This window comes from Gillisia sp. Hel1_33_143, from assembly GCF_900104765.1.
GTDB lineage: Bacteria > Bacteroidota > Bacteroidia > Flavobacteriales > Flavobacteriaceae > Gillisia.
In genome coordinates, this window is record NZ_LT629737.1 from 2094967 (window position 1) to 2117797 (window position 22831).

Consider the following 22831-nt stretch of genomic DNA (forward strand, 5'->3'; position numbering starts at 1 on the left):
ATAACTAAATGGCAGAACAAGGTAAAGATAACTTTAGGGATTCTATAGGAACCTTAAGTGAAGAAGGAAAGCGAGCCTGGGTTTTTCCAAAGAAGCCTTCGGGGAAATGGTATAAATACAGGAAGTATGTAAGTTATGTATTACTGGCATTTTTGGTGTCTGCACCGTTCCTTAAGATTGGAGGAAATCAATTTTTGATGTTTAATGTACTAGAACGCAGGTTCAATATTTTTGGATTTCCATTCTGGCCACAAGATTTTCATCTTTTTGTGATCATGATGATCATTGGTGTGGTTTTTATAACCTTGTTCACGGTTGCATTTGGTAGAATATTTTGCGGTTGGATCTGCCCGCAAACCATTTTTATGGAAATGGTATTTAGACGTATAGAATATCTTATAGATGGAGACCGAGGCAAGCAGATAAGGCTGAGTAAAATGCCTTGGAATGCAGAAAAAATTAGAAAACGCAGCTTAAAATGGACCATCTTTTTTATAATCTCATTTCTTATTGCTAATGTTTTTCTAGCTTATTTAATAGGAAGTGATCAGCTTATAAAATACATTATAGATGGTCCTTCCTCACACATAAGCACCATTATTTCGCTATTAATTTTTACAGGAGTCTTCTATTTTATCTTCGTTTATTTTAGAGAACAGGTATGCATTATTGCCTGTCCTTATGGAAGGTTACAGGGTGCATTATTAGATAATAAATCTATAGTAGTTGCTTATGATCATGTTCGAGGTGAAAAAGAAGAGGGAAGAGCAAAATTTAAGAAGAACGAAGATAGAGCCTTAACCGGGAAAGGAGATTGTATAGATTGTTTTCAATGTGTAAATGTGTGTCCTACTGGGATAGATATTAGAAATGGAACGCAACTGGAGTGTGTGAATTGTACTGCCTGTATAGATGAGTGTGATCATATTATGGAAAGTGTAAACTTGCCAAAAGGTTTAATAAGATATGCAAGTGAAGATGAAATAGAGAAAAAGAAGAAATTTAAATTTACTCCAAGATTAAAAGGCTATACCGCTGTTCTAACCATTTTAATAGGTGTCTTGGTAGGTATGCTCTTTTTGCGAAATGATATTGAAGCAAATATTTTAAGGTTGCCGGGGCAGCTATATGAGCATAAGGCAGATAATATGATTAGTAATGTTTACACCTATAAGCTAATTAATAAGACTGTAGATGACATTAAAGATGTTCATTTCAAACTTTTATCTCACAAAGGAACCATCAAAGTAGTTTCTCATGACGGAAATTTCAATGTAGAAAAACAAGGCTTGGCAGAAGGGACACTTTTCATTCAAATAAACAATAGTGCATTAGATGGAGATAAGAATAGATTACGAATAGGGATCTATAGTGGGAAACTGCTTATAGAATCTACTACCACATCATTTTTAGGTCCCAGAAGTTATAAATGATCTTATAAATAATTACTGTAAATAAAGATAGTATGGAAAAATCCAAAAAAAAGGAATGCTGTAAAGCTTGCCGTGCCAAAGCCGGAAGAAGTTCTAAATGCAAATCTAATTTAGATTCTAGCCAGGACAGAAATAGTGAGAAATCTATTAAAATTGAAAGCCTATGAAATGGAATTGGGGCAAGGGGATAGTGGTAGGATTATCATTGTTTATGGGATTTATCTTATATCTGGTCATTACTTTGAGTACTAACAACAAGTATAGTTTTGATCTGGTTACAGAGGAATATTATGCTAAAGAGATGGCATACCAAACAGAAATAGATGCCGAGAAAAATACTCACAATCTTACAAGTAAGATCATGGGACAACGAACAGCAGCAGGGTGGATGTTAAGTTTCCCTGAAGAATTGCATTACAGCTTGGTTAAGGGCACGGTTACACTCTATAGACCATCTAATGAAAAGCTGGACTTTGAGCTTCCTTTATCTTTAAATGAATCTAAAATGCTAATTCCCGCCAATAAAATGATTGATGGAAGATGGAATATCATAATTTCATTTAACCAAAATGGGGAAGAATATCTATATAAAAAATCAATAACATACTAATGATCATTTCTGCACTTATTTTTGGTCTTTTGGGAAGTTTTCATTGTATAGGAATGTGTGGTCCTATTGCTTTTCTATTGCCATTAGACCGAAAAAATGAAGTGAATAGAATTGCACAACTTTTAAGTTATCATGCAGGTAGAATATTCACCTACTCCTTTCTGGGTTTAATCTTTGGGATGCTTGGCAAAAGTTTGAACCTTATTGGTTTACAACAATACCTATCTATAGGAATTGGTGTTTTAATGATCTTGGTAATCCTTGTTCCTTCTAAGTTCTCTCATAAATTTCAGATTGCTAAACCTATTTACAAAGTTGTAGGGAAGGTGAAAAATGCAATGGGAAAAGAGCTGAAGAACAAAAAGCCAAGTACTTTTTTTACTATTGGGTATCTAAATGGATTGCTTCCATGCGGATTGGTGTATATGGCCATATTTGGAGCTTTGGCAACCGGTGATGCAGTTTCTGGGAGTTTATATATGGCTGTTTTTGGACTTGGTACTATTCCTTTAATGACCACAGCAATTTATCTAGGAAATTTTTTAAAATTACAAGTGCGACAAAAAATATTGAAGTTGATCCCTGCCTTTGTAGTACTTATAGGATTATTATTCATATTAAGAGGCTTGGGATTGGGGATACCCTATATCTCTCCATCAAGCACTATAAACATTGAAAAAGCATCATCTAGTATGAGTTGTTCTTAAATCATCACTTTAAAATATAGGTAGCTATAAAAACGATCAAAAAAAAAGAGAAGCCTTAAGTGCTTCTCTTTTTTAATTTGAAGAATGTGACTTACACGGTCATAGAAAATAAAGGTCTATCTGGTTGTTTCTGCTGTAGTCTGAGATCGAAAGGCATACAAACATTTCTTAAAAATGGTCTTCCTTTTTCAGTTATTTCTACAGATCCTTCTGTTAGAATAATTAGACCATCTGCTTGCAGCTCTTTCAATTTGGTAAGTATATCTGGAATTTCGGCAAGATACTGCTCGTTGTGATTCCACTCCGTTTTAAATGTGCACATTAGATTTAGAATATGCATTCGTACTTTAAGATCTTCCGAAGTTAAAATATGACCTTTAGAAATGGGTAAAATTTTATTAACTATTAATTTCTCATAGGCTTCAATATTTTTTACATTCTGAGCAAAACTATACCAACTATCTCCAATAGCAGAAACTCCCAGGCCTATCATTACCTGAGTTTTACTGTCGCAATACCCCATGAAGTTACGATGAATAGTACCGTTTTGTTGTGCTTTATACAATGAATCTGTTTTTAGAGCAAAATGATCCATTCCTATTTCCACATAACCCGCTTCTATAAGTTTATTTTTTCCCGCCTCATACTGCTCGCGCTTTAAAGCTGCAGAAGGTAAATCGTTGTTATTAAATCCACGTTGACCATTTCCTTTAATCCACGGCACATGCGCATAACTATAATAGGCAATTCTATCTGGTTGTAATGAGATCGTTTTATCTATTGTATTAATTACATCTACTAAAGTTTGAAAAGGTAATCCGTAGATGATATCATGTCCCACAGAAGTGAAACCGGCACTATAGGCATTTTCAGTAGCTGTTTTCACATTTGCATAAGGTTGGATACGGTTTATAGCTTTTTGCACTTTAAGATTATAATCCTGTACCCCATAACATACACGCTTAAACCCATGAGAGGCCAGAGTTTCTAAATGTGCAGTAGTGGTATTATTAGGGTGTCCCTCAAAGCTGAATTCGAAATTAGGAGCCTTATCTGCAAGTGTCAATAATCCACATAATAACCTGTCTAGATGTTCTGCAGAAAAAAAAGTAGGGGTGCCGCCTCCAAGGTGTAATTGCTTGATCTTTGGTCTCTCTTGAAATAATTCTGTATATAATTTAAATTCCTGTATCACTAATTGAATATAGGGAACTTCAACTTTATGATTTTTAGTAATACGTTTGTTACAGCCACAAAAGGTGCACATACTTTCGCAATAGGGAAGATGAATATAAAGGCTTATTCCTTCTGAAGAATTACTTTCTTTAAACGATTGTTGCAAGGTTCTCTTCCAATCTTTAAGTGAAAAATTCTCCTCATCCCAATAGGGCACAGTTGGATAACTGGTATATCTAGGTCCAGGAACGTTATATTTTGAAATTATAGAGTGCATACTAAGCTATTTTAAATGCAAAAATATTAGAACAGCTAAGAGTAAGAAATGACGAAAATCAGCTTTGGTGCAGAGTGATATATTTAATTGAAGGTTGTAATTTTATGGGGTAATCACGGTGTGTAGATTAGAATCAGCTAAAAAGGCTTAGTATTTAAAAATAAAAAGCATGCCTATAAGACATGCTTTTTAACTGGTATATTTATAACTTTTTATGCCAGATTCTTTTGAACGTGCATATAAAGATCATCTACATTAAAAGGTTTTGCTATAAAATCATTAGCTCCAGAATCATTAGCAATAGAAGGGTTTGCATGAGCAGACATTAATAATACAGGTATATCTTTTGTGTTTGAAGTTGCTTTAACCAATTTGCAAAGATCTATCCCATTTCCATCGGGAAGCATGATATCAAGAAGAATAAGATCTGCATCTGCAGTAGAGATCTTGTTTTTAAAAGATTTTGCATTAGCAAAGGCCTCCACTTCATAATCTTTATCCATCAATAAAAAAGAAATAAGTTCTCTCAAAGCATGGTCATCTTCAACTAAATAAATTTTTTTCATCTTAATTTCTTTGCTGTAAATATAATTGGTTCCTTATTTCTATACTTTTAATGTTATGTTAAAAACAAAATTGTTATACCAGTTAATGTGCTCTTTCTAATGTGAAGCAAAATTCGGAACCTACACCTATTTCAGTCTTTACAATTAGTTCCTCATCATGTCCATCAATAATCTGTTTGGTAAGATAGAGTCCTAATCCAAGTCCATTTATACCTTTTGTAGTTTCTGCTCTGTAAAATCTATTGAAAACCTGTTTTTTCTGTTGTGGAGTTAAGCCAATTCCGTTATCCCTAACCTTAACAATAACTTTGTTATCTTTTGCATTTAAGTCGAGATAGATCTCTTCGGCTTGTGGGGAATATTTTACTGCATTGCTTAAAAGATTTCTCACTACCTGTTCTATTCTTTGTTTATCTGCTGTAACCATTAGTGGTTGATCTCCAATATTAGAGATCAAATTATGGGTATTCTCTCCATCATTAAAGGTTTCGCTTAGATCCTGTAACATGGCGGTAATATCAAAATCTTCATAACTAAAATCTAATTTTCCTGCCTCTATTCTAGACATATTTAAAAGATCTTCTATAAGAGAGTTCAATTTATAGGTCTGATCTAGAGATTTAGATAAGAACTTTCTAGATAATGGTTCTTTTATCTTTTTTTCCAACACCTGAAGATATCCAATAACGGTGGTAAGCGGAGTTTTTAACTCGTGACTTGCAAGGGCTATAAATTCATCTTTCTTTTCACTTAATGATCTTACTCTTTCAAAAAGACGAGAATTGTCTAATGCAATTGCAGCCTGAGTGGCTATATTTTTTACAATATTTTCATGATCCTCTTTAAATTTTCCTTTCTCGGGATGCCCAAAGATCAATCCTCCAATAACATTTCCAGAAGAAGTGATTACAGGAATGGCCATATAGCTAGAAACAGGAAGGTGACCTATAGGCATTCCTTTATGTGGAGGATTATTTCCATATCTAGGATCACTTTTAATATCATCTATTCTTAAGATTCCCTGCCCTCCAAAAGTTGGTTTGAAGATTTGTGTATGTCTTGGCATTCCTAACTTTTCAAAATCTTCTTTAGTAGCGCCAGAGAGTGTGTAAAGCATCATTGCCTCGCCAGATTCATCTTCACTGTTATAAAAGAATGCGCCAAATTTTGCTCCAGACAATTTAGTAGTTGCATCGGTAACCTTTTGCAGCACTATTTGCACATCCAAATTAGAAGAGATTTCTGTACCTATGGTATTGATTATCTCTAATTTTTGATTGTATTTTTTGATCTTTTGCTTAGCTTTTCTTCTATCTTTTATATTCCTGGCAATTTTGGATGCACCAATTATTTTTCCGCTACTATCTTTTATTGGAGAGACACTTATAGATACGGGTATCTTCTTGCCATCCTTGGCTAAACGTTTGGTTTCAAAATGAGCGATCCTTTTTCCGCTTTTGATATTATTGATAATGATATCTTCTTCATTTATTCTGTTCTCCGGAATAAGCTTTTTAACAGATGTCCCCAGCATTTCCTGTTCAGAATATCCAAATATTCTGGTAGCACCTAAATTCCACGAAGTGATGATCCCATCAAGATTTTTACTAATAATAGCATCATCAGAAGAAGATACTATAGAAGATAACATGGCCTGCTTTAGTTCTTGCTTATACCTATCTGAAATATCTCTTACAATTTTTGAAGCGCCAATTATTTTCCCGGAAGCATTTCTAATTGGAGAAATAGTTACAGAGATCAATATCTCCTCTCCGCCTTTTTTAAGTCTTAATGTTTCAAAATGATCTATTTGTTCTCCATTTTTAATGGTTTCAATGATCATTTGCTCATCATCAATTCTGTCTGGCGGAAAAAGAATGCTGATATGTTTTCCTACTATTTCTTCTTCTGAATACCCAAAAATACGAGTGGCAGATTGGTTCCAACTAGTAATATATCCATTAAGATCTTTACTGATTATTGCATCATCTGAAGATTCTACAATAGCAGATAATACTGTTTGTTTAATTTCATCAAGTTTCAGGCTTTCTGTAGGTGTAAAACAGAAGCGTAGACATTCACTATTTTGAGCAAAATTAATTTTGTCTATTGATATTTTATAAGGCTTTAAAGAATCAGCTTTAAATTGTGCCTTTAAATTAGTTACTTTAAGTTCATTAGAATTCAGTCTATCTATTAAAGAAGCATTATTTATAGGCTGATTGGTATAAATATCACTAAAACTAAGAGCTTCCAAAGATCTTATATTTTCAATCTCAGCATCTGTTTCCATTCCAATCTGCTTGAAAAAATCATTGAAATAAAGTAGGTCTCCATGATTATTGCATATAAAAACAGGTATTGGGAGATGTTTTAATACTTGCTCCACATCAGATTTTGTTCTATCAGAATTTTTGCCGGGTTGCAGATCTTCCGCATCACTAGATAATTGCATGGACTTCTTTAATTAAAATAGTAAAACATAATATTTTCAATAAAGCTAATATTGAAGTATCGTGCGCAAAAATATCTATAAACAAGCTATAGTAGAAACCTTAATGGAGTTAATTAGTATAATTTTAATATCAAACGGACTAAAAATATAATTTTAGCATAATTAATTATTACCAATTATCTATTTGATAATTTTATTTTAGTTATGGTAGAATTGTTGTGAATAGGATTTTGAACTTATTTCACCACTCGCTTATAGGAAATAATCCAACATTAAGGAAATAATCCAAATTTAATAATTTATCCTTACTTTTGTATGAAGAGATTTATTATATGCAAGATCAATTATTTGCCATTATAGATATTGAGACCACAGGTGGTGGAATTAAAGGAAATAGACTTACCGAAATTTGTATCGTTTTATTAAAAGGAGAGACCGTAGTAGACAAGTACACTACTTTAGTTAATCCGGAAAAAATCATTCCGCCGCAGATAACCGCACTAACGGGAATTGATAATGAGATGGTGGCAAATGCTCCCAAATTTGCTGAGGTTGCTAAAAAAATTGATGAGTTTACCAAGGATGCCATTTTTGTAGCGCATAATGTTAATTTTGATTATAATGTACTAAGAATTGAATTCAATGAGCTTGAGTACGAATTCACTCGTAAAAAGCTATGTACGGTTAGACTTTCAAGAAAACTCATTCCGGGATTGTTCTCATATAGTTTAGGGAATTTGTGTTCTTCTATTAATATTCCTTTAATAAATAGACATCGCGCAGAGGGAGACACAGATGCTACGGTATTATTATTTAAAAAATTGCTGGTATTGGATGTGGACTTCGAATTGATCAAAACTTTTCTTCATCCAAGATCAAGACAAGCTACCTTACCACCCCATCTTTCTGAATCTCAAATTGAGGATCTACCTGAAACTCCAGGGATATATCTTTTCAAAGACAAAAAACAGAAGGTTATTTATGCAGGGAAAGCTATTAATATAAAAAAGCGAGTGATCTCTCATTTTTACGATAAGATGAGTAAAGAGTATCATTTAGGGCAAGAAACCTTCTTTATAGATTATACAGCTACGGGAAATGAGCTAATAGCGCTGCTCCTGGAAGCAGAAAGTATAAAGAAGTATTACCCTAAATTTAATAGCGCACAAAAGCGTCCAGGTCTTGTGTACCAAATTATAAATTATACCAACCAGAGAGGGATCACACAGTTGGCTATTGGAAAAACCAAGAAAGTGCAAAATTCTATCGGCACTTTTTATAACAGATCTCAGGCGGTAGAAAAATTAGAGCAGTTATGTGAGGATTTTAATTTATGTCCTAAATATTGCACACTTCAATCTAATGTTACCAAATGCTCTCATTATAAATTGAAGAATTGTGAGGGTATCTGCGATGGATTAGAAACGGTACAGGAATATAATTTAAAGGTAAGCGATGCAATAGATTCTTTAACTCTTGAAAGTGAAACTTACGTTATAAGGGAAAAAGGAAGACATTATAATGAAGAAGCATTTATACTGGTTAAAAATGGAAGATATCATGGTTATGGGTATATAGATACTGATGTTCAGATCTCCGGGATTGAAGATTTTGATCCTTTTCTAAAAATTCAGGAGGCTACCTATCACACTCATAAGATTATAAATTGGTATTTGAGAAAATACGGTCAGGAGAAGATGGAGTTTTTAAAGTCTGATGGAATAATATCAGAAAACCATCCCGTTTTTGAACTTTCCTGATCCATTCGCTCTTACGTTAAGTTGTATTTTTTATTAAGGAATATTTAAGGTCTGCATTTCTTGATTTGAACGTTTAACAAGTATCTTTAATCTTTAAATTTTTTCAGATATAGATGTAGCTTTAAAAGATCTCAATTTTTTTTAAAGCTCTGGTTTAAGCGTTAAGTAAATGGCTAAAAAAGTTAAGAAAAGTAAGATCACAGAAGGTAAGATATTATCTTCCCTTATAACACTTGCTCTTCCCATTATTTTTGCGAATATACTTCAAACTACCTACCAGCTTATAGATACATTTTGGTTGGGTAGGTTAGGTGCAAATGCTGTTGCAGCCGTGAGCCTTAGTTTTCCAATACTGTTCTTGGTTTTATCATTAGGTGGAGGCTTAACTCTGGCAGGAACCGTTTTGGTATCTCGGTACAAAGGGGCTAATGATCAATCTATGGTGGATTATAGCTCATCACAAACAATTTTTGTGATTTTTATCATCTCCTTATTTCTTGCTGCATTGGGTTATTTTGCTGCACCTTTTTTAATGCAGCTGGTAGGTGCAGGGCCGGAGATCATGGAAGATTCTGTGAAATACTTTCAGGTAACCTCACTTGGGTTTATATTTCTATTTCTCTTTTTTGTATTTCAATCTTTAATGCGTGGTATAGGAAATGTACTCTTACCAATGTATATAGTGCTGGCTACGGTATTTCTAAATTTATTACTTGATCCTTTGTTTATCTTCGGATTTGGATCTTTTCCTGGGTATGGAGTTGCGGGAGCTGCCGTTGCAAGTATTATTACCCAAGGGATATCTGCTTTAATAGGAGTTTTAATATTATTTAGAGGTAAAATGGGAATAAAGATCCAATGGCAAAATATGAAGCCGGATCTCACATACACTAAAAGACTATTTAAACTTGGAATTCCTTCCAGCTTAGATCAATCTACACGAGCAGCGGGAATGACAGTAATGGTGATGCTGGTAACTAGTTTTGGAAGTGATGTGGTTGCTGCCTATGGAATAGGCTCTAGAGTATTAAGTCTGGTAATTGTTCCTGCTTTAGGACTTTCTATAGCTACTACTTCTTTGGTAGGTCAAAATATTGGAGCTTTAAAAATAAAGCGCGCAGAAAAAATTGGGAATTTAAGTGGTAAGATTGCATTCATTGGTCTAACTGCAATAGGTATCATTATGTATATTTTTGCTGAAAATCTCACAGCTTTCTTTGTTCCTAATGATCCTAAAGTGATACATGATGGAGCAGTTTTTATTAAGATCATGGCACCGAGTTTTGGGCTTCTGGGAATACAGCAAGTTCTAAACGGTCTTTTTAATGGTGTTGGGTTTACTACTGCTTCTTTGCTAATTTCTGTACTAAGTTTATGGATTATTAGATTCCCCACCGCGTATGTATTATCTAATAATACAAATCTTGAATTTGTTGGGATATGGTGGTCTTTTCCTATCTCGAATTTAATAGCTGCATCCATAGCGCTTATATACTATAAAATGGGATACTGGAAGCTCAGAACCATTAAAAGAAGACATCTTGATATTTGATCACTTTTATAATCCATTTTATTCACTTTTCTTGCCTTAGAACATCAAATCTGTCATTTTTAAGTCTTTTTACTACTTAAATATAAGAAATGATCCCTTTTTATGAAAAAATGGAATACCATTTATGGGTGAAAATCAACCATTAATCGATATTATAATTGTATCAATTAAAATTGGAGAATTATTTCAAAAGATCTTTGAAAATTGAATTCTTAAAAAAAACTTTATGATTTATTAATACTTAATTATATACTCGATAATTTATTTAATATTGAGGTATTTATGTTAAAATATTCGATAAACCTAAATTTTAGTAATCATAAATGTTAAATATTCTAAAATTTTTAACGAGTAATTTATAAAATATTAGAGATTATTTTCTATATTAATTATCTGATAAACAGGCGTTTATTTAACGCGCTAACCCTACATGATGTCATTTCTTAAATTTCTAAATAGTATTGGATCTCTTAATGGGATTCACTTGGCGAAGCCATGATACTATGAATATTAAGAGAATAAAAAAATTCTCAAAGCTTCGTTTTATTAGTTTTAGTTAATAATTTAGTTGCACACATCCCCGCAAAATAGTCTGCAAAATTCCCAGCAGCTCATTATCCTTTTAACTTAAGATTTCTTTAAAAATACCCCACGTTAATAGTTGAATTAATTTTTAAAAAATAAACTATGTCTTGGAATGTATTGTACACAAAACCGCGAACGGAAAAAAAGGTTGCGGAAAGATTGCGCGATGAAAACTTGGAAATATTTTGTCCATTGGTAAAAGAAGTAAGACAATGGAGCGATAGAAAGAAGAAAGTTGAAATACCACTCTTTAATTCTTATGTTTTTGTAAAGATCAAGGAGAAGCAAAGAAACGTGGTGTTTAATTGTCCTGGAGTAGTACGGTATTTATACTGGTTAGGAAAACCTGCTATAGTTCTAGATGACGAAATTGACACTATCAAAAAATGGCTTAATAACGAGAGTTATGACAGTTTTAAAGTTGAAAACCTAAACCGCGGAGATAGGATTAAGATCAAATCTGGAGTTTTTAAAGATAACGAAGGAATAATTGAATATGTAGGGAACGATCATTTAAAGTTGTTACTATCATCTCTTGGATGTGCTGTTATTGTAAAATTAAAGGAGTTAGCGTAAATAATTAATAACCATGATCTTATTTGTTTATAAGTTAAATAAACGTTGAAAGTATGAAAACAGCATTAATTACAGGGGTTAATGGACAGGACGGCGCTTATTTAAGTGAATTCTTACTTGAAAAAGGATATGTGGTTCACGGTATTAAAAGAAGGTCATCACAATTTAATACAGAAAGAATAGATCATCTGTATCAAGATCCACATGTAGAAAATAGAAATTTCATTCTTCATTATAGTGATATGACAGACCCTACATCTCTTATAAGAATAATTAAGCAGATAGAACCAGATGAGATCTATAATCTGGCTGCGATGAGTCATGTTTCTGTATCTTTTGAAATACCTGAATATACAGCGAACACAGATGGATTGGGAACATTAAGAATTTTGGATGCTGTGAGACTTTTAGGTTTGGAACAAAAGACTAAAATTTACCAGGCATCAACTTCAGAATTATTTGGGAAGGTACAAGAGGTACCACAAACAGAGAAAACACCATTTTACCCGCGTAGCCCGTATGCCGTTTCTAAATTATATGCCTACTGGATGATCGTAAATTATAGGGAAGCTTATAATATGTTTGCCTGCAACGGAATTCTGTTTAATCATGAATCTCCTAAAAGAGGAGAAACCTTTGTAACACGAAAGATTACAAGAGCAGCATCCCGTATTGCACTAGGATTACAGGACCAATTATTTCTTGGTAATCTAGATGCTCTAAGAGATTGGGGACATGCTAAAGATTATGTTAAGGTAATGTGGATGATCTTACAAGCAGAAACAGCAGAAGACTGGGTTATTGCCACGGGAATTACTACAAGTGTCAGAGATTTTATAAAGATGGCATTTCTGGAAGTTGGAATTGAATTAGAGTTTATAGGTAAGGGTGTTAAGGAAAGAGGATATGTAAAAAATTGTTCCATCGCAGAATTTCAAATAGAAATAGGAAAAGAACTAATTGTTATAGATCCAAAATACTTTAGACCTACAGAAGTAGAGCTTTTAATAGGTGATGCCTCTAAAGCTAAAACCAAATTAGGTTGGGAACCGGAACATAGTTTACAAGATCTGGTAACAGAGATGATGCAAAGTGATCTACAATTAATGAAAAGAGAAGCATTTTTAAAACAAGGCGGCTTTGAGATCTTAAATTATTCTGAAATATAGATTTAAAAAATAATCAAGGTGAAAAAAGATTCTAAGATATACGTTGCAGGCCATACAGGATTGGTGGGAAGTGCCTTTACGCAGGTTCTCAAAAAGCATGGTTATACAAACCTATTATTAAGAACGCATAAAGATCTAGATCTAATAGATTGTAATAAGGTAGCAGCTTTTTTTAGCGAAGAAAAACCGGAATATGTTTTTGTAGGTGCAGCTCAGGTTGGTGGCATTGTTGCCAATAATAAATATAGGGCAGATTTTATTTACAATAATCTAATGATCCAAAACAACATTATTCATGAAAGTTATATCAATAAGGTAAAAAAACTCTTGTTCTTAGGAAGTACCTGTATATACCCCATAAATAGTGAGCTTCCTATAAAAGAAGAGAGTTTGTTAAGTGGTGTTTTAGAATATACAAATGAGCCTTATGCAATTGCAAAGATTGCAGGAATCAAAATGTGTGAGAGCTACAATTTACAATATGGCACCAATTTCTTAACGGCAATGCCAACAAATCTGTACGGCCCTAATGATAATTATGATCTTGAGAAATCTCATGTATTACCGGCATTATTAAGAAAGATCCATCTTGGCCATGCTTTAGAAACTAAAGACTGGGATGTGATACGGCAAGATCTAAATACAAACCCTATGGAGGGCTTAGATGGAGATTCTCCAAAGCAGGAAATTTTAGATATTCTTCAAAAATATGGTGTAACTCTTATAGAGGGAGAGGATGATCATCCTAAAGTTAAAATTGAAATATGGGGAAGTGGAAAAGCTAGAAGAGAATTTTTGCATAGTTCAGAATTTGCAGAAGCTTGCCTTTTTATTATGGAAAATATAGAGTTTCGTGATATTTCTTCTGCCTACAATACAAAAGAGATCAGAAATACACATATTAATATTGGTACTGGTAAAGAGATCTCCATTAAAGATCTGGCATTTTTGGTTAAAGAAACTGTAGGATTTAAGGGAGAACTGTATTTCAATAGCAATAAGCCGGAGGGTACGCTTAGAAAAGTAATAGACTGTCAAAAACTTAAAAATTTAGGATGGCAATACAGCATTGAAATTGAAGAAGGGATAAGAGAAATCTACCAACAATATCAGGAAAATATCACGCAAAGTGTTCATTTATAGCAATAGTAAGTTGATGTTCCCATATTAACATATAATCCATGTCTAAGTATTTTAATATTTTTCTAAATAAGTATTTCAATAGTTTTACCTATTTCTATAAGCGTCTGGGACTTAGAATATTTATAGCCATGGGTCTTAGTATTATAGTTGGTATTTTAGATGGTTTTGGTTTGGCGATGTTTCTACCTCTTTTACAAATAGTAGATGATGGAGCTTCTGCAGATGGTGATGGCCTGGGGAAATTAAAGTTTCTGGTAGATGGGATGGAGCAAATGGGCATGGGCTTAAATCTTTCTACTATTTTAATAGCCATGTGCGTGTTCTTTATACTAAAGGGGATCATGCAATTTTTTAGCAGTCTTTATGAAGTAAATTTAAGGCACTATTTTGTTAAATCTATTAGACTCGGTCTTTCCAGATCTCTTTCAGAAATATCTTATAAGGCATTTGTAACCACAGATGCTGGTAGAATTCAAAACACAATGTCTGGAGAAGTAAGTAGAGTTTCGTTAGCATATCAAAGTTATTTTGGAGCATTTCAACAAATTACGATGATGATAGTGTATATGACCTTCGCTTTTTTTATAGATGCACAATTTGCACTTTTGATCTGTTTAGGTGGATTTCTTACCAACTTTATTTATAAAAGATTATATAAAATTACTAAGCAATACTCCAGAAAGCTTACCTATGGTAGAAATCATTATCAGGGTTTGATCTTGCAGTTTGTTACCAATTTTAAATATCTAAAGGCCACCGGATATATACACAGATATAATACAAAGCTTAAAAAGGTGATAGAGTTAATTGAAGATAGTAACAAGACCATTGGCAAATTAGGAGCTATAGTTAATTCTATAAGAGAGCCACTACTAATAGTTGTTGTGAGCACCGTGATCTTAATTCAAGTAAATTTTATGGCAGGTACGTTAGGAACGATCTTAATAAGTTTATTATTCTTTTATAGAGCGCTTTCTTCAATGATCTTGCTGCAAACTCATTATAACAAGTTTCTTGAGGTTTCTGGATCTATGGAGAATATGACCAGTTTTGAAAATCAATTGATACAATCTAAAGAAGCTTCAGGTTCTATTTCTTTAAATAAATTTAAGAGCGATATCATACTCAAGAATGTAGTATTCAATTATGAAGACCATTATATTTTGAAAAATATCAGTTTAAAGATCAGGAAAAATCAAACCATTGCATTTGTTGGAGAAAGTGGTAGCGGTAAGACAACACTAATAAATATAATATGTGGTCTTATGCCGGTTGGCTCTGGAAGTATGCATATTGACGGTATAAATTCTGAGCAATTAAAATTACAGGATTATCAGAATAGAATTGGATATATCACTCAGGAGCCTGTTATTTTTAATGATACTATCTACAATAACATCACTTTCTGGTCTGATAGATCTGCTGCTAATTACGAAAGATTTAATTGGGCGCTACGGCAATCATCTATCAATGATTTTATAGAGAGACTTCCTAATAAGGAAGAGACCATTCTTGGAAATAATGGAGTGAACTTAAGTGGAGGCCAAAAACAACGTATTTCTATAGCCCGAGAATTGTTTAAGAATGTAGATATTCTGGTCTTAGATGAAGCCACTTCGTCTTTAGATTCTGAAACAGAAGAAGCCATTCAAAAAGGTTTGGAAGAATTACAGGGAAAGTATACTATTCTTATAGTGGCTCACAGGCTTTCTACCATTAAGAATGCAGATAGAATTTTAGTGCTGAATAATGGTAGCATTGAAAACGAAGGATGTTTTCAAGAATTAGTTATGAATTCTACCAAATTTCAAAAAATGGTGGAACTTCAAGAAGTTTAGATTAAAATATATAAGCCAAAATTGATCGAATTTTCTATCGGTCAATACTAACAATCAAATAGAACTCTTAACTCATAGTTCTTCAGATAAAAAAGAATTATAAGTAAGCTCCCTCCTAAATTGAAACAGTAATTATTTAACTATAGATCACTAAAAAGAATGAGAAATCTATTACTTCTTGTTTTTGGATTTTTTCTTCTTGGGCTTTCAGTAAAAGCTCAGCAAGGATTTCAATCTATCACCACTTTAAACCCGATATCAATAACTATAGATACAGGAGAAAAACCTCAATCTAAAGTTTGGCTATTTGAGGGTAAACATTGGACTATTCTACCATCTGCCGGAGGTACTTACCTTTGGAGACTAGATGGTGCATCTTGGGTTAATGTTTTGAAAATATCTGATAAGATTTTTACCAAGGCAGATTGTAAACTGTATGGTAATACTATACATATAATTCTTTTAGAAGGGGAATATGTAGAATTAGTCTCACTAGAATTTAATTTTGGTCTTGCCCAGTATGAGCTTTGGTCTCAGCGTGGTTCCACCGTAGATGTATGGCTAGATGATGATGTGGAAACAGCAACATTAGATATAGATAGTACGGGAAAAATGTGGATTGCCTTTAATGGGGATGATGATAATTATGATTTTGATTACAATGGAGTAGAAGATGATAATATCTATGTGGTTTACAGTGATGCGCCTTATACTACTTGGAGTACCAGAATGCTTATTGGTACCAATATTGGTGGAGATGATATTGGAGCAATTATAGCAATGCCCGGTAAAATAGGAGTTTTTTGGTCTGATCAAAATCTTGAAAGATTTATGTTTACATCTCATGTAGATGGAACCAATGAAGCTTCATGGACAACTATAGAAGCTGCAGCAGCTCAGTCTGCTTTAAATTCTGGTTTCGGGATGGCAGATGATCATTTAAATTTAGCATCGGCAACAGATGGAACTCTCTATGCCGCAATTAAAACAGGATATGAAGATCTAAATTATCCGGAAATAGCACTATTAGTTAGAAGACCTAATGGGGTTTGGGATGATCTTTATATGGTATCCAACCTAGGTACAAGGCCTATTGTACTTTTAGATGAATCTACCGGTAAAGTTAAAGTGATCTATTCTGCTCATGATGGAGGAGGTAACATATTATATAAAGAATCTCCTATAGCCAATATTTCTTTTGGATCTGAAAAAGTGCTTATTAGTGGTTCGTATAACAACGCTACCAGTACAAAAGGGAATTATATTTCTGAGGTAGTAATACTAGCTTCTTCCGCAAATAAAGCAGTGGGGGTTTTAGCTTCAGATGGAGTATTCACTTCTATTCCCGATACACCAACTCTAAACCTGCCGTTGGCAGGTGAGATAGATGTTATAAACGCACCAACACTAAACTGGAACTCTACTTTAGGAGCTACCACATATACTTTGGAAGTATCAGAATCTTCAGATTTTTCTGCTCTTTATTATACTCAATCCAATATTACTCAAACTTCCAGTGTTCTAAATAATCTCACAGAAAACAATATTTATTACTGGCGTGTGAAGGCTACAAATAACGTAGGAGATAGCGATTGGTCTATAATTAGAAATTTTACAACAAAGGAAAATCAGAGTGTAGATGAACTTGTGCTGCATTTAGAATTAAATGAGGGTTCTGGCAATTCTTTAGGAGACGCTTCAATATATATAAATAATGCTACATCATTTAATGATCCAACATGGGTTACAGATGCTACGGGTACTGCATTAAAATTTAATGGTAGTGATCAATATTGCACCATTGGTGATAATGCTTCTCTAAATCTAACTCAAGCACTCACTATTTCTATGTGGATTAAACCCGATAAGCGGGATACCCAATATATTATAAAAAAGGCGCTGGGAAATTCTACGGATGGGTATGAGCTTTCACTTTCCAGTGGAGGAAAAGCATTTTTTAGGTTTAATCAAGATTCTCATGGAAATGATTTTAGATTGGATTCTCAAACAAATTATCCTTTTGACGGAAATACTTGGATGCATTTAGCCGCCACTTTTGATGGTACTATGATGAAGATCTATATAAATGGTGTAGAAGATAGTGCAATTTCTTTAGCATCAACTCAATGGATAAATGTGAATCAACTTCCTTTATGGATCTCTTCAGAAAACGATGGTTATAGAGGTTTTAAAGGAGCTATGGACGATATATATATCTATAGCAAAGCTTTGAATAATACTGAAGTCTATGATCTATTCTCTTCAAGACAGATCCCTACAATAGCAGCGGTTCCAGAACTGCAATTACCTCAAGATAGTACGCTAGAGGTGGAGATTCCGGTTACTTTAAATTGGAATGCATCGGCTAATGCGGTTTCTTATAAAGTTCAGATAAGTGAAGATGTTAGCTTTGCCAGTAACATTTTTGAAGGGGCAGCTATTACAGCCACTTCTGTTGAGGTATCTAACTTAGAGAATAATGCTTCCTATTACTGGAGAATTCTTGCCACTAATTCTTTGGGAGACAGTAATTGGTCTTCCATTTGGAATTTCACTACCACCATGAAGTTGGCTGAGATTCCGGTTCTTGATTCACCACTAGATCTAGATTCAGAACAGCCTATAAATACTTTATTGAGCTGGAATTCAACAAAAGATGCGGCTTCCTATAAAGTTCAGGTAAGTGATGATGTAAACTTTGCAACTACGGTTTTTGAAATAAGTAATTTAAACTATACCTATGTAGCTGTTGATAATTTAGCTGTTAGTACTTCCTATTATTGGAGAGTACTAGCAAGTAATGCTGTAGGTGAAAGTGATTGGTCTGCTATTTGGAATTTTACAACTACCTCCAATCCGGCCGAAGTTCCGGTGTTGGTATCACCACTTGATCTGAGTACAGAACAGCCTAATAATTCAACCTTAAGCTGGTCTTCAGTAGCAGATGCTACCTCCTATAAGATTCAGGTGAGTGATGATGTTAATTTTGCAACCACTATTGTAGATATTACAGGTATTACTACAACTTCTGTAGAGATCACAAATTTAGCTAGTGACGCTTCTTATTATTGGCGGGTGCTTGCTAACAGTGCTAGTGGAGATAGCAACTGGTCCACCGTTTGGAACTTCCACACAATAAATACAACTACACCAACTAATTTAGTAGCACATTATAAAATGAATGAATCTTCGGGTGCTATGCTAGCAGATGATTCAGAAATTGCAAATACGGCCACCATTATGGGGAATCCGGTTAGAGTAAATGGAGTAGAAGGAGGGGCGGTAAGATTTAATGGTGCAGATCAATACGCTATTGCAGGTGCTAATCTGGCCCTGAATCTCACCAATAGCTTAACTATAGCTACATGGATAAAGCCTGAGAAACGAGCTACTCAATATGTTATTAAAAAATCTGAACATAATGCTATAGATGGCTACGAATTATCATTATCCAGTAGCGGGAAAATATTTTTTAGGTTCAATCAGGCAACTTCCAACAATACTTACAGACTCAATTCTCAAGCATCCTATCCTATTGATGGAATTACATGGATGCATGTAGCAGTAACTTTTGATGGTACAACTATGAACTTGTATATAAATGGAGTATTAGATAGCAGTAAATCTTATAGCGCAGCTACAGCTTTAGGTACAAATTCTATGACATTGGCTATTGGCTCTGGAAATGATGGTTATAGAGGAATTTTAGGAGCAATGGATGATGTAAGAATTTATAATGTAGCGTTAAATGCAGCAGAAGTAAGCGCCATTGCTACAATAACAAGTTCTCCAAGTCCGCCAGAGATCCCATTGCAAGAATTACCGTTAGATCTTGCCAATAATGTTGAGGTAGATCCTACATTAACATGGAATGCTTCAGATGGAGCTCTTACTTATAATATTCAGGTGTCTAACAATAATTCATTTGCATCCTTTATCCTAGATCAGTCAGATCTAAGTGCCACTTCAATTGCGGTATCGGATCTTACAAATAGTACTACTTATTACTGGCGGGTACGGGCAACGAATGCAGAAGGAGATAGTGCATGGTCTACAGTGCGTAGTTTTACTACCATCTCAAGCACCCCTATAATACCTGGAGTTCCTATTTTAGCTACTCCTGTAGATCTGGCAATAGATGTTTCTATAGCACCTACATTAAGTTGGAATACCTCATCTAGTGCATCTCATTATGCTATGCAGTTATCTGATGATCAAAATTTTTCTAATCTAATTCTAGATGAAAATAATATTAATCAAACTTTTTTAGATGCAACCAGATTATTGAACAATTCAACATATTACTGGCGAGTAAAAGCTATAAATACCGCGGGAGAAAGCGCATGGTCTGCTAACTGGTCTTTTTTAACATCAGTACCATCTACAACAGGTTCTTTGGTAGCACATTATAAACTTGATGAGGGGTCTGGAACTGCAGTTATAGACGCAACTACCTATGCAAATAATGTAACTTTATCTGGCAATCCATTATGGGTTCCGGGAAAAGAAGGTCAGGCTTTAAGGTTTAATGGTAACAATCAATACGGGACAGCTTTAGATCATCCATCTTTGAATATTTCTCAGCAAATCACCATTTCTACGTGGATTAGACCAGAGAAAATAGGTACTCAATATCTCGTAAAAAAAGCCCAGCAAAATAGCGTAGATGGCTACGAGTTGTCATTAGCTAGTAGCGGAAAGATATTTTTTAGATTTAATCAGGCAACTTCCAATAACACTTATAGGTTAAATTCTCAAGCCAATTATCCTACCAATGGTACTACTTGGATGCATATAGCCGTTACTTATAATGGCACTGAAATTAATTTATATGTAAATGGAATTTTGGATAGCTCGAAATCTTATACCGCTACTCAGAATATAGTTACTAACTCGTTGAACCTCGCAATAGGTGCCGGGCCAGATAGTTTTCGAGGAATTTTAGGGGGCATGGATGATATTAGAATTTTTAATGAGGCATTAGATGCTGTAGAAATTGGTAAAATCTATGATTTTAGTTCAACCATAAAAGCTTCTGCTAAAACTTTTAGTGCTAAATCTAATAGTTCTAATTCCCTTTTCAGCTCTAAAGATAATTCTGAAACAGCTCTAGGAACATATTTTATGTATCCAAATCCTTTTACGACCTCCGCAAATGTTCATTTCTCATTTTATGAGAACACAGATTATAACCTTGTTCTTTATGATCTGAAAGGTTTAAAAGTGAAAGAAGTTAAAAAAGGAAAGGCGCTAAAGAATGTAGAAGAGACAGCTGTTTTGCAAGCTTCTTGGCTTTCTAAAGGTATTTATTTATTAAGATTAGAATCTAATAAAGAAGCCAAGAATTTGAGAGTGATACTTCAGTAATATCATTGATACTTATTTATTCATTGAAAATTCAAAACTATGAGAAATTCTAGCCTTCAATTTCAGGTAATTAACGAGGCCGCTATCAATAATCCAAATTCCTCCAAAGCGGGAGTTTATATCAATAAAGCGATACAGATATTACCAGAAAATCTTCAGAAAGAAATTCTTAGAAATCAATTTTTAAGACAAACATATCAGCATACAGCTAAAAAATATAGAGCCTTAAAAGGAATTTTAAAACCTTATAAATCTCCTAGAGTATTCGTTAAAAGAGGACTGTCTAGAGAACAATTTTTTATGATTCTAAATGAGAGAAGGATAAATTATGTGCTGCTAAGATGGTGGGAGAATTTTCCTGAAATACCTGAAGGGGAAGATATGGATATATTGATACAAGATGATCACAGAGATCGTATTCAAGATCTATTAACGTATACCGATAATAACACAGGATTAAAATGTGACATTTATACCGTTACCGGCAGTAATTATGGTGCGCACAAAGGAATTCCATACTATCAGTCTAACCTTTCTCATCATCTTCTAGAAAGTAGAATCCTGTTTAAAGGAGTTTATGTGCCTTCACCCTCTATGTATTTTGCTTCTCTAACGTATCATGCCCTGTTTCATAAAGGTGCAAATTCTGGATTAGAAGGCTTTAACAGAACAGCCTCTATTATTGAGCATGATTATTCTAAAGTATTAAAGAAGCAAATGCCCTTTCTAGAGCTAGAATTTAAACCAAATGTAGAGAATCTGTACAATTGGTTGAAAGATCAGAATTATTTACCGGCTGAAGATACATTATCGAAGTTGGTGGAGATCAAACCTGAACTTGCCAGATTTCAAGCCAGTCTATCTTCAGATATTAGAGGAGGGGAATTAATAGTATATGTAATTAGAGATCGGCTTTTAAAGGATAAGTTGGTTAAAGACCTTATGTTCTTTCTGAAAGATTCCTATTGTTTTGAGATTTTGGATCTTAAGATATTGAATTCTGAAGAAAGGAGAATTTGTTCTAGAAATATTAGAGGTGGTAAATGGGACAAAGGGCCCTTTAAGTATTCTGGAGGTTTGCCCGTAGCGGTGTTAAGTGTCTTTGATTATCACCCAAAACCTTTAAGTGAGAAAGCTCTTCAAAAACAATCTAGAATGACCAATGTAAATAATCTAAATGCAAAATATGCTTTTAGATCATTGATAAACAATAGTTCGAAGATTAAAAAAAGCAATTACAATGGAGTACATTCTTCAGACAATGAGCAGGATGCTCTTTATTACCTTACGCTAATGGGAGAAAAGTATGTAAAGAAGATCAATTCAGAATTAGAAGTAAGAAGAAGTAGATATAGCAGAGAGTGGAACTTAGTAAAGTTATTAAGTTACAACGAGATCTATAAAGAGGAGCTTATTAAATATGAAGGAGCCTTAGCAATTTTAAAAACCTTTAGACCAGGAAAGGAAGAGCAATTTGATAAAGAATTATCTACAGTAGAAAATTCTGAAAAAGTCTTTAAAAATGAGCAATTACTTAAAAAGGGAAATGGGTTTCTAATAAAGTCGTTTTCAGAAGATCGTGTGCTAGCATGATTTATAAAATTACCAAAATAAGCT

General features: G+C 33.8%; 15 protein-coding genes. 12 read left to right on the forward strand and 3 right to left on the reverse strand.

The window, feature by feature from the left end; all coding sequences use genetic code 11:
• The first annotated feature begins 8 nt into the window (after positions 1-8).
• The 4 genes from ccoG to BLT84_RS09675 are packed head-to-tail and all read left to right on the forward strand — an operon-like array spanning position 9 to position 2750.
• Entirely contained in the window at positions 9-1433 is a 1425-nt protein-coding gene (gene ccoG, locus BLT84_RS09665) for a cytochrome c oxidase accessory protein CcoG (RefSeq protein WP_034890929.1), read from the forward strand.
• A 32-nt stretch (positions 1434-1465) separates the two neighbouring features.
• Positions 1466-1600, forward strand: coding sequence for a hypothetical protein (locus tag BLT84_RS16320; RefSeq protein WP_262490131.1), 135 nt, complete (start codon positions 1466-1468; stop codon positions 1598-1600).
• A complete protein-coding gene (locus tag BLT84_RS09670) occupies positions 1597-2043 on the forward strand; it encodes a FixH family protein (protein WP_034890937.1) in 447 nt (148 codons plus the stop codon). Before BLT84_RS16320 ends, BLT84_RS09670 begins: the two co-directional genes overlap by 4 nt.
• Positions 2043-2750, forward strand: coding sequence for a sulfite exporter TauE/SafE family protein (locus tag BLT84_RS09675; RefSeq protein ID WP_034890939.1), 708 nt, complete (start codon positions 2043-2045; stop codon positions 2748-2750). The genes BLT84_RS09670 and BLT84_RS09675 overlap by 1 nt, the downstream gene beginning before the upstream one ends.
• Positions 2751-2841: 91 nt before the next feature.
• On the opposite strand, the gene hemN is transcribed toward BLT84_RS09675, so the two are convergent.
• The 3 genes from hemN to BLT84_RS09690 all read right to left on the reverse strand — a co-directional run bounded on the left by hemN (position 2842) and on the right by BLT84_RS09690 (position 7224).
• Positions 2842-4203, reverse strand: a complete 1362-nt coding sequence (gene hemN, locus BLT84_RS09680) for an oxygen-independent coproporphyrinogen III oxidase (protein WP_091265032.1) — start codon at positions 4201-4203, stop codon at positions 2842-2844.
• A gap of 212 nt (positions 4204-4415) precedes the next feature.
• A complete protein-coding gene (locus BLT84_RS09685; RefSeq protein WP_034890944.1) occupies positions 4416-4769 on the reverse strand; it encodes a response regulator transcription factor in 354 nt (117 codons plus the stop codon).
• A gap of 82 nt (positions 4770-4851) precedes the next feature.
• Positions 4852-7224, reverse strand: coding sequence for a PAS domain S-box protein (locus BLT84_RS09690; protein WP_091265035.1), 2373 nt, complete (start codon positions 7222-7224; stop codon positions 4852-4854).
• A 332-nt stretch (positions 7225-7556) separates the two neighbouring features.
• On the opposite strand from BLT84_RS09690, the gene BLT84_RS09695 reads away from it, so the two are divergent.
• From BLT84_RS09695 to BLT84_RS09730, 8 genes are all read left to right on the forward strand, one after another.
• The gene (locus BLT84_RS09695) at positions 7557-8984 is read left to right on the forward strand and encodes an exonuclease domain-containing protein (protein ID WP_091265039.1); all 1428 of its coding nucleotides are present in this window, start codon (positions 7557-7559) and stop codon (positions 8982-8984) included.
• A gap of 169 nt (positions 8985-9153) precedes the next feature.
• Positions 9154-10536 (forward strand): MATE family efflux transporter, encoded by a 1383-nt coding sequence (locus BLT84_RS09700; RefSeq protein WP_091265042.1) that lies wholly within the window; start codon positions 9154-9156, stop codon positions 10534-10536.
• A 687-nt stretch (positions 10537-11223) separates the two neighbouring features.
• A complete protein-coding gene (locus BLT84_RS09705; protein ID WP_091265046.1) occupies positions 11224-11697 on the forward strand; it encodes a UpxY family transcription antiterminator in 474 nt (157 codons plus the stop codon).
• Positions 11698-11750: 53 nt separating this feature from the next.
• A complete protein-coding gene (gene gmd, locus BLT84_RS09710; protein WP_034890954.1) occupies positions 11751-12866 on the forward strand; it encodes a GDP-mannose 4,6-dehydratase in 1116 nt (371 codons plus the stop codon).
• Positions 12867-12884: 18 nt separating this feature from the next.
• On the forward strand, positions 12885-14009 hold the full coding sequence (locus BLT84_RS09715; RefSeq protein ID WP_091265049.1) for a GDP-L-fucose synthase family protein: 1125 nt from the start codon (positions 12885-12887) through the stop codon (positions 14007-14009).
• A 38-nt stretch (positions 14010-14047) separates the two neighbouring features.
• Positions 14048-15847 (forward strand): ABC transporter ATP-binding protein, encoded by a 1800-nt coding sequence (locus BLT84_RS09720; RefSeq protein WP_091265053.1) that lies wholly within the window; start codon positions 14048-14050, stop codon positions 15845-15847.
• Positions 15848-16006: 159 nt separating this feature from the next.
• Complete coding sequence (locus BLT84_RS09725; protein WP_091265056.1) at positions 16007-21214, forward strand: LamG-like jellyroll fold domain-containing protein; 5208 nt, start codon at positions 16007-16009, stop codon at positions 21212-21214.
• A 39-nt stretch (positions 21215-21253) separates the two neighbouring features.
• A complete protein-coding gene (locus BLT84_RS09730; RefSeq protein WP_091265059.1) occupies positions 21254-22807 on the forward strand; it encodes a hypothetical protein in 1554 nt (517 codons plus the stop codon).
• The last annotated feature ends 24 nt before the right edge of the window (positions 22808-22831 follow it).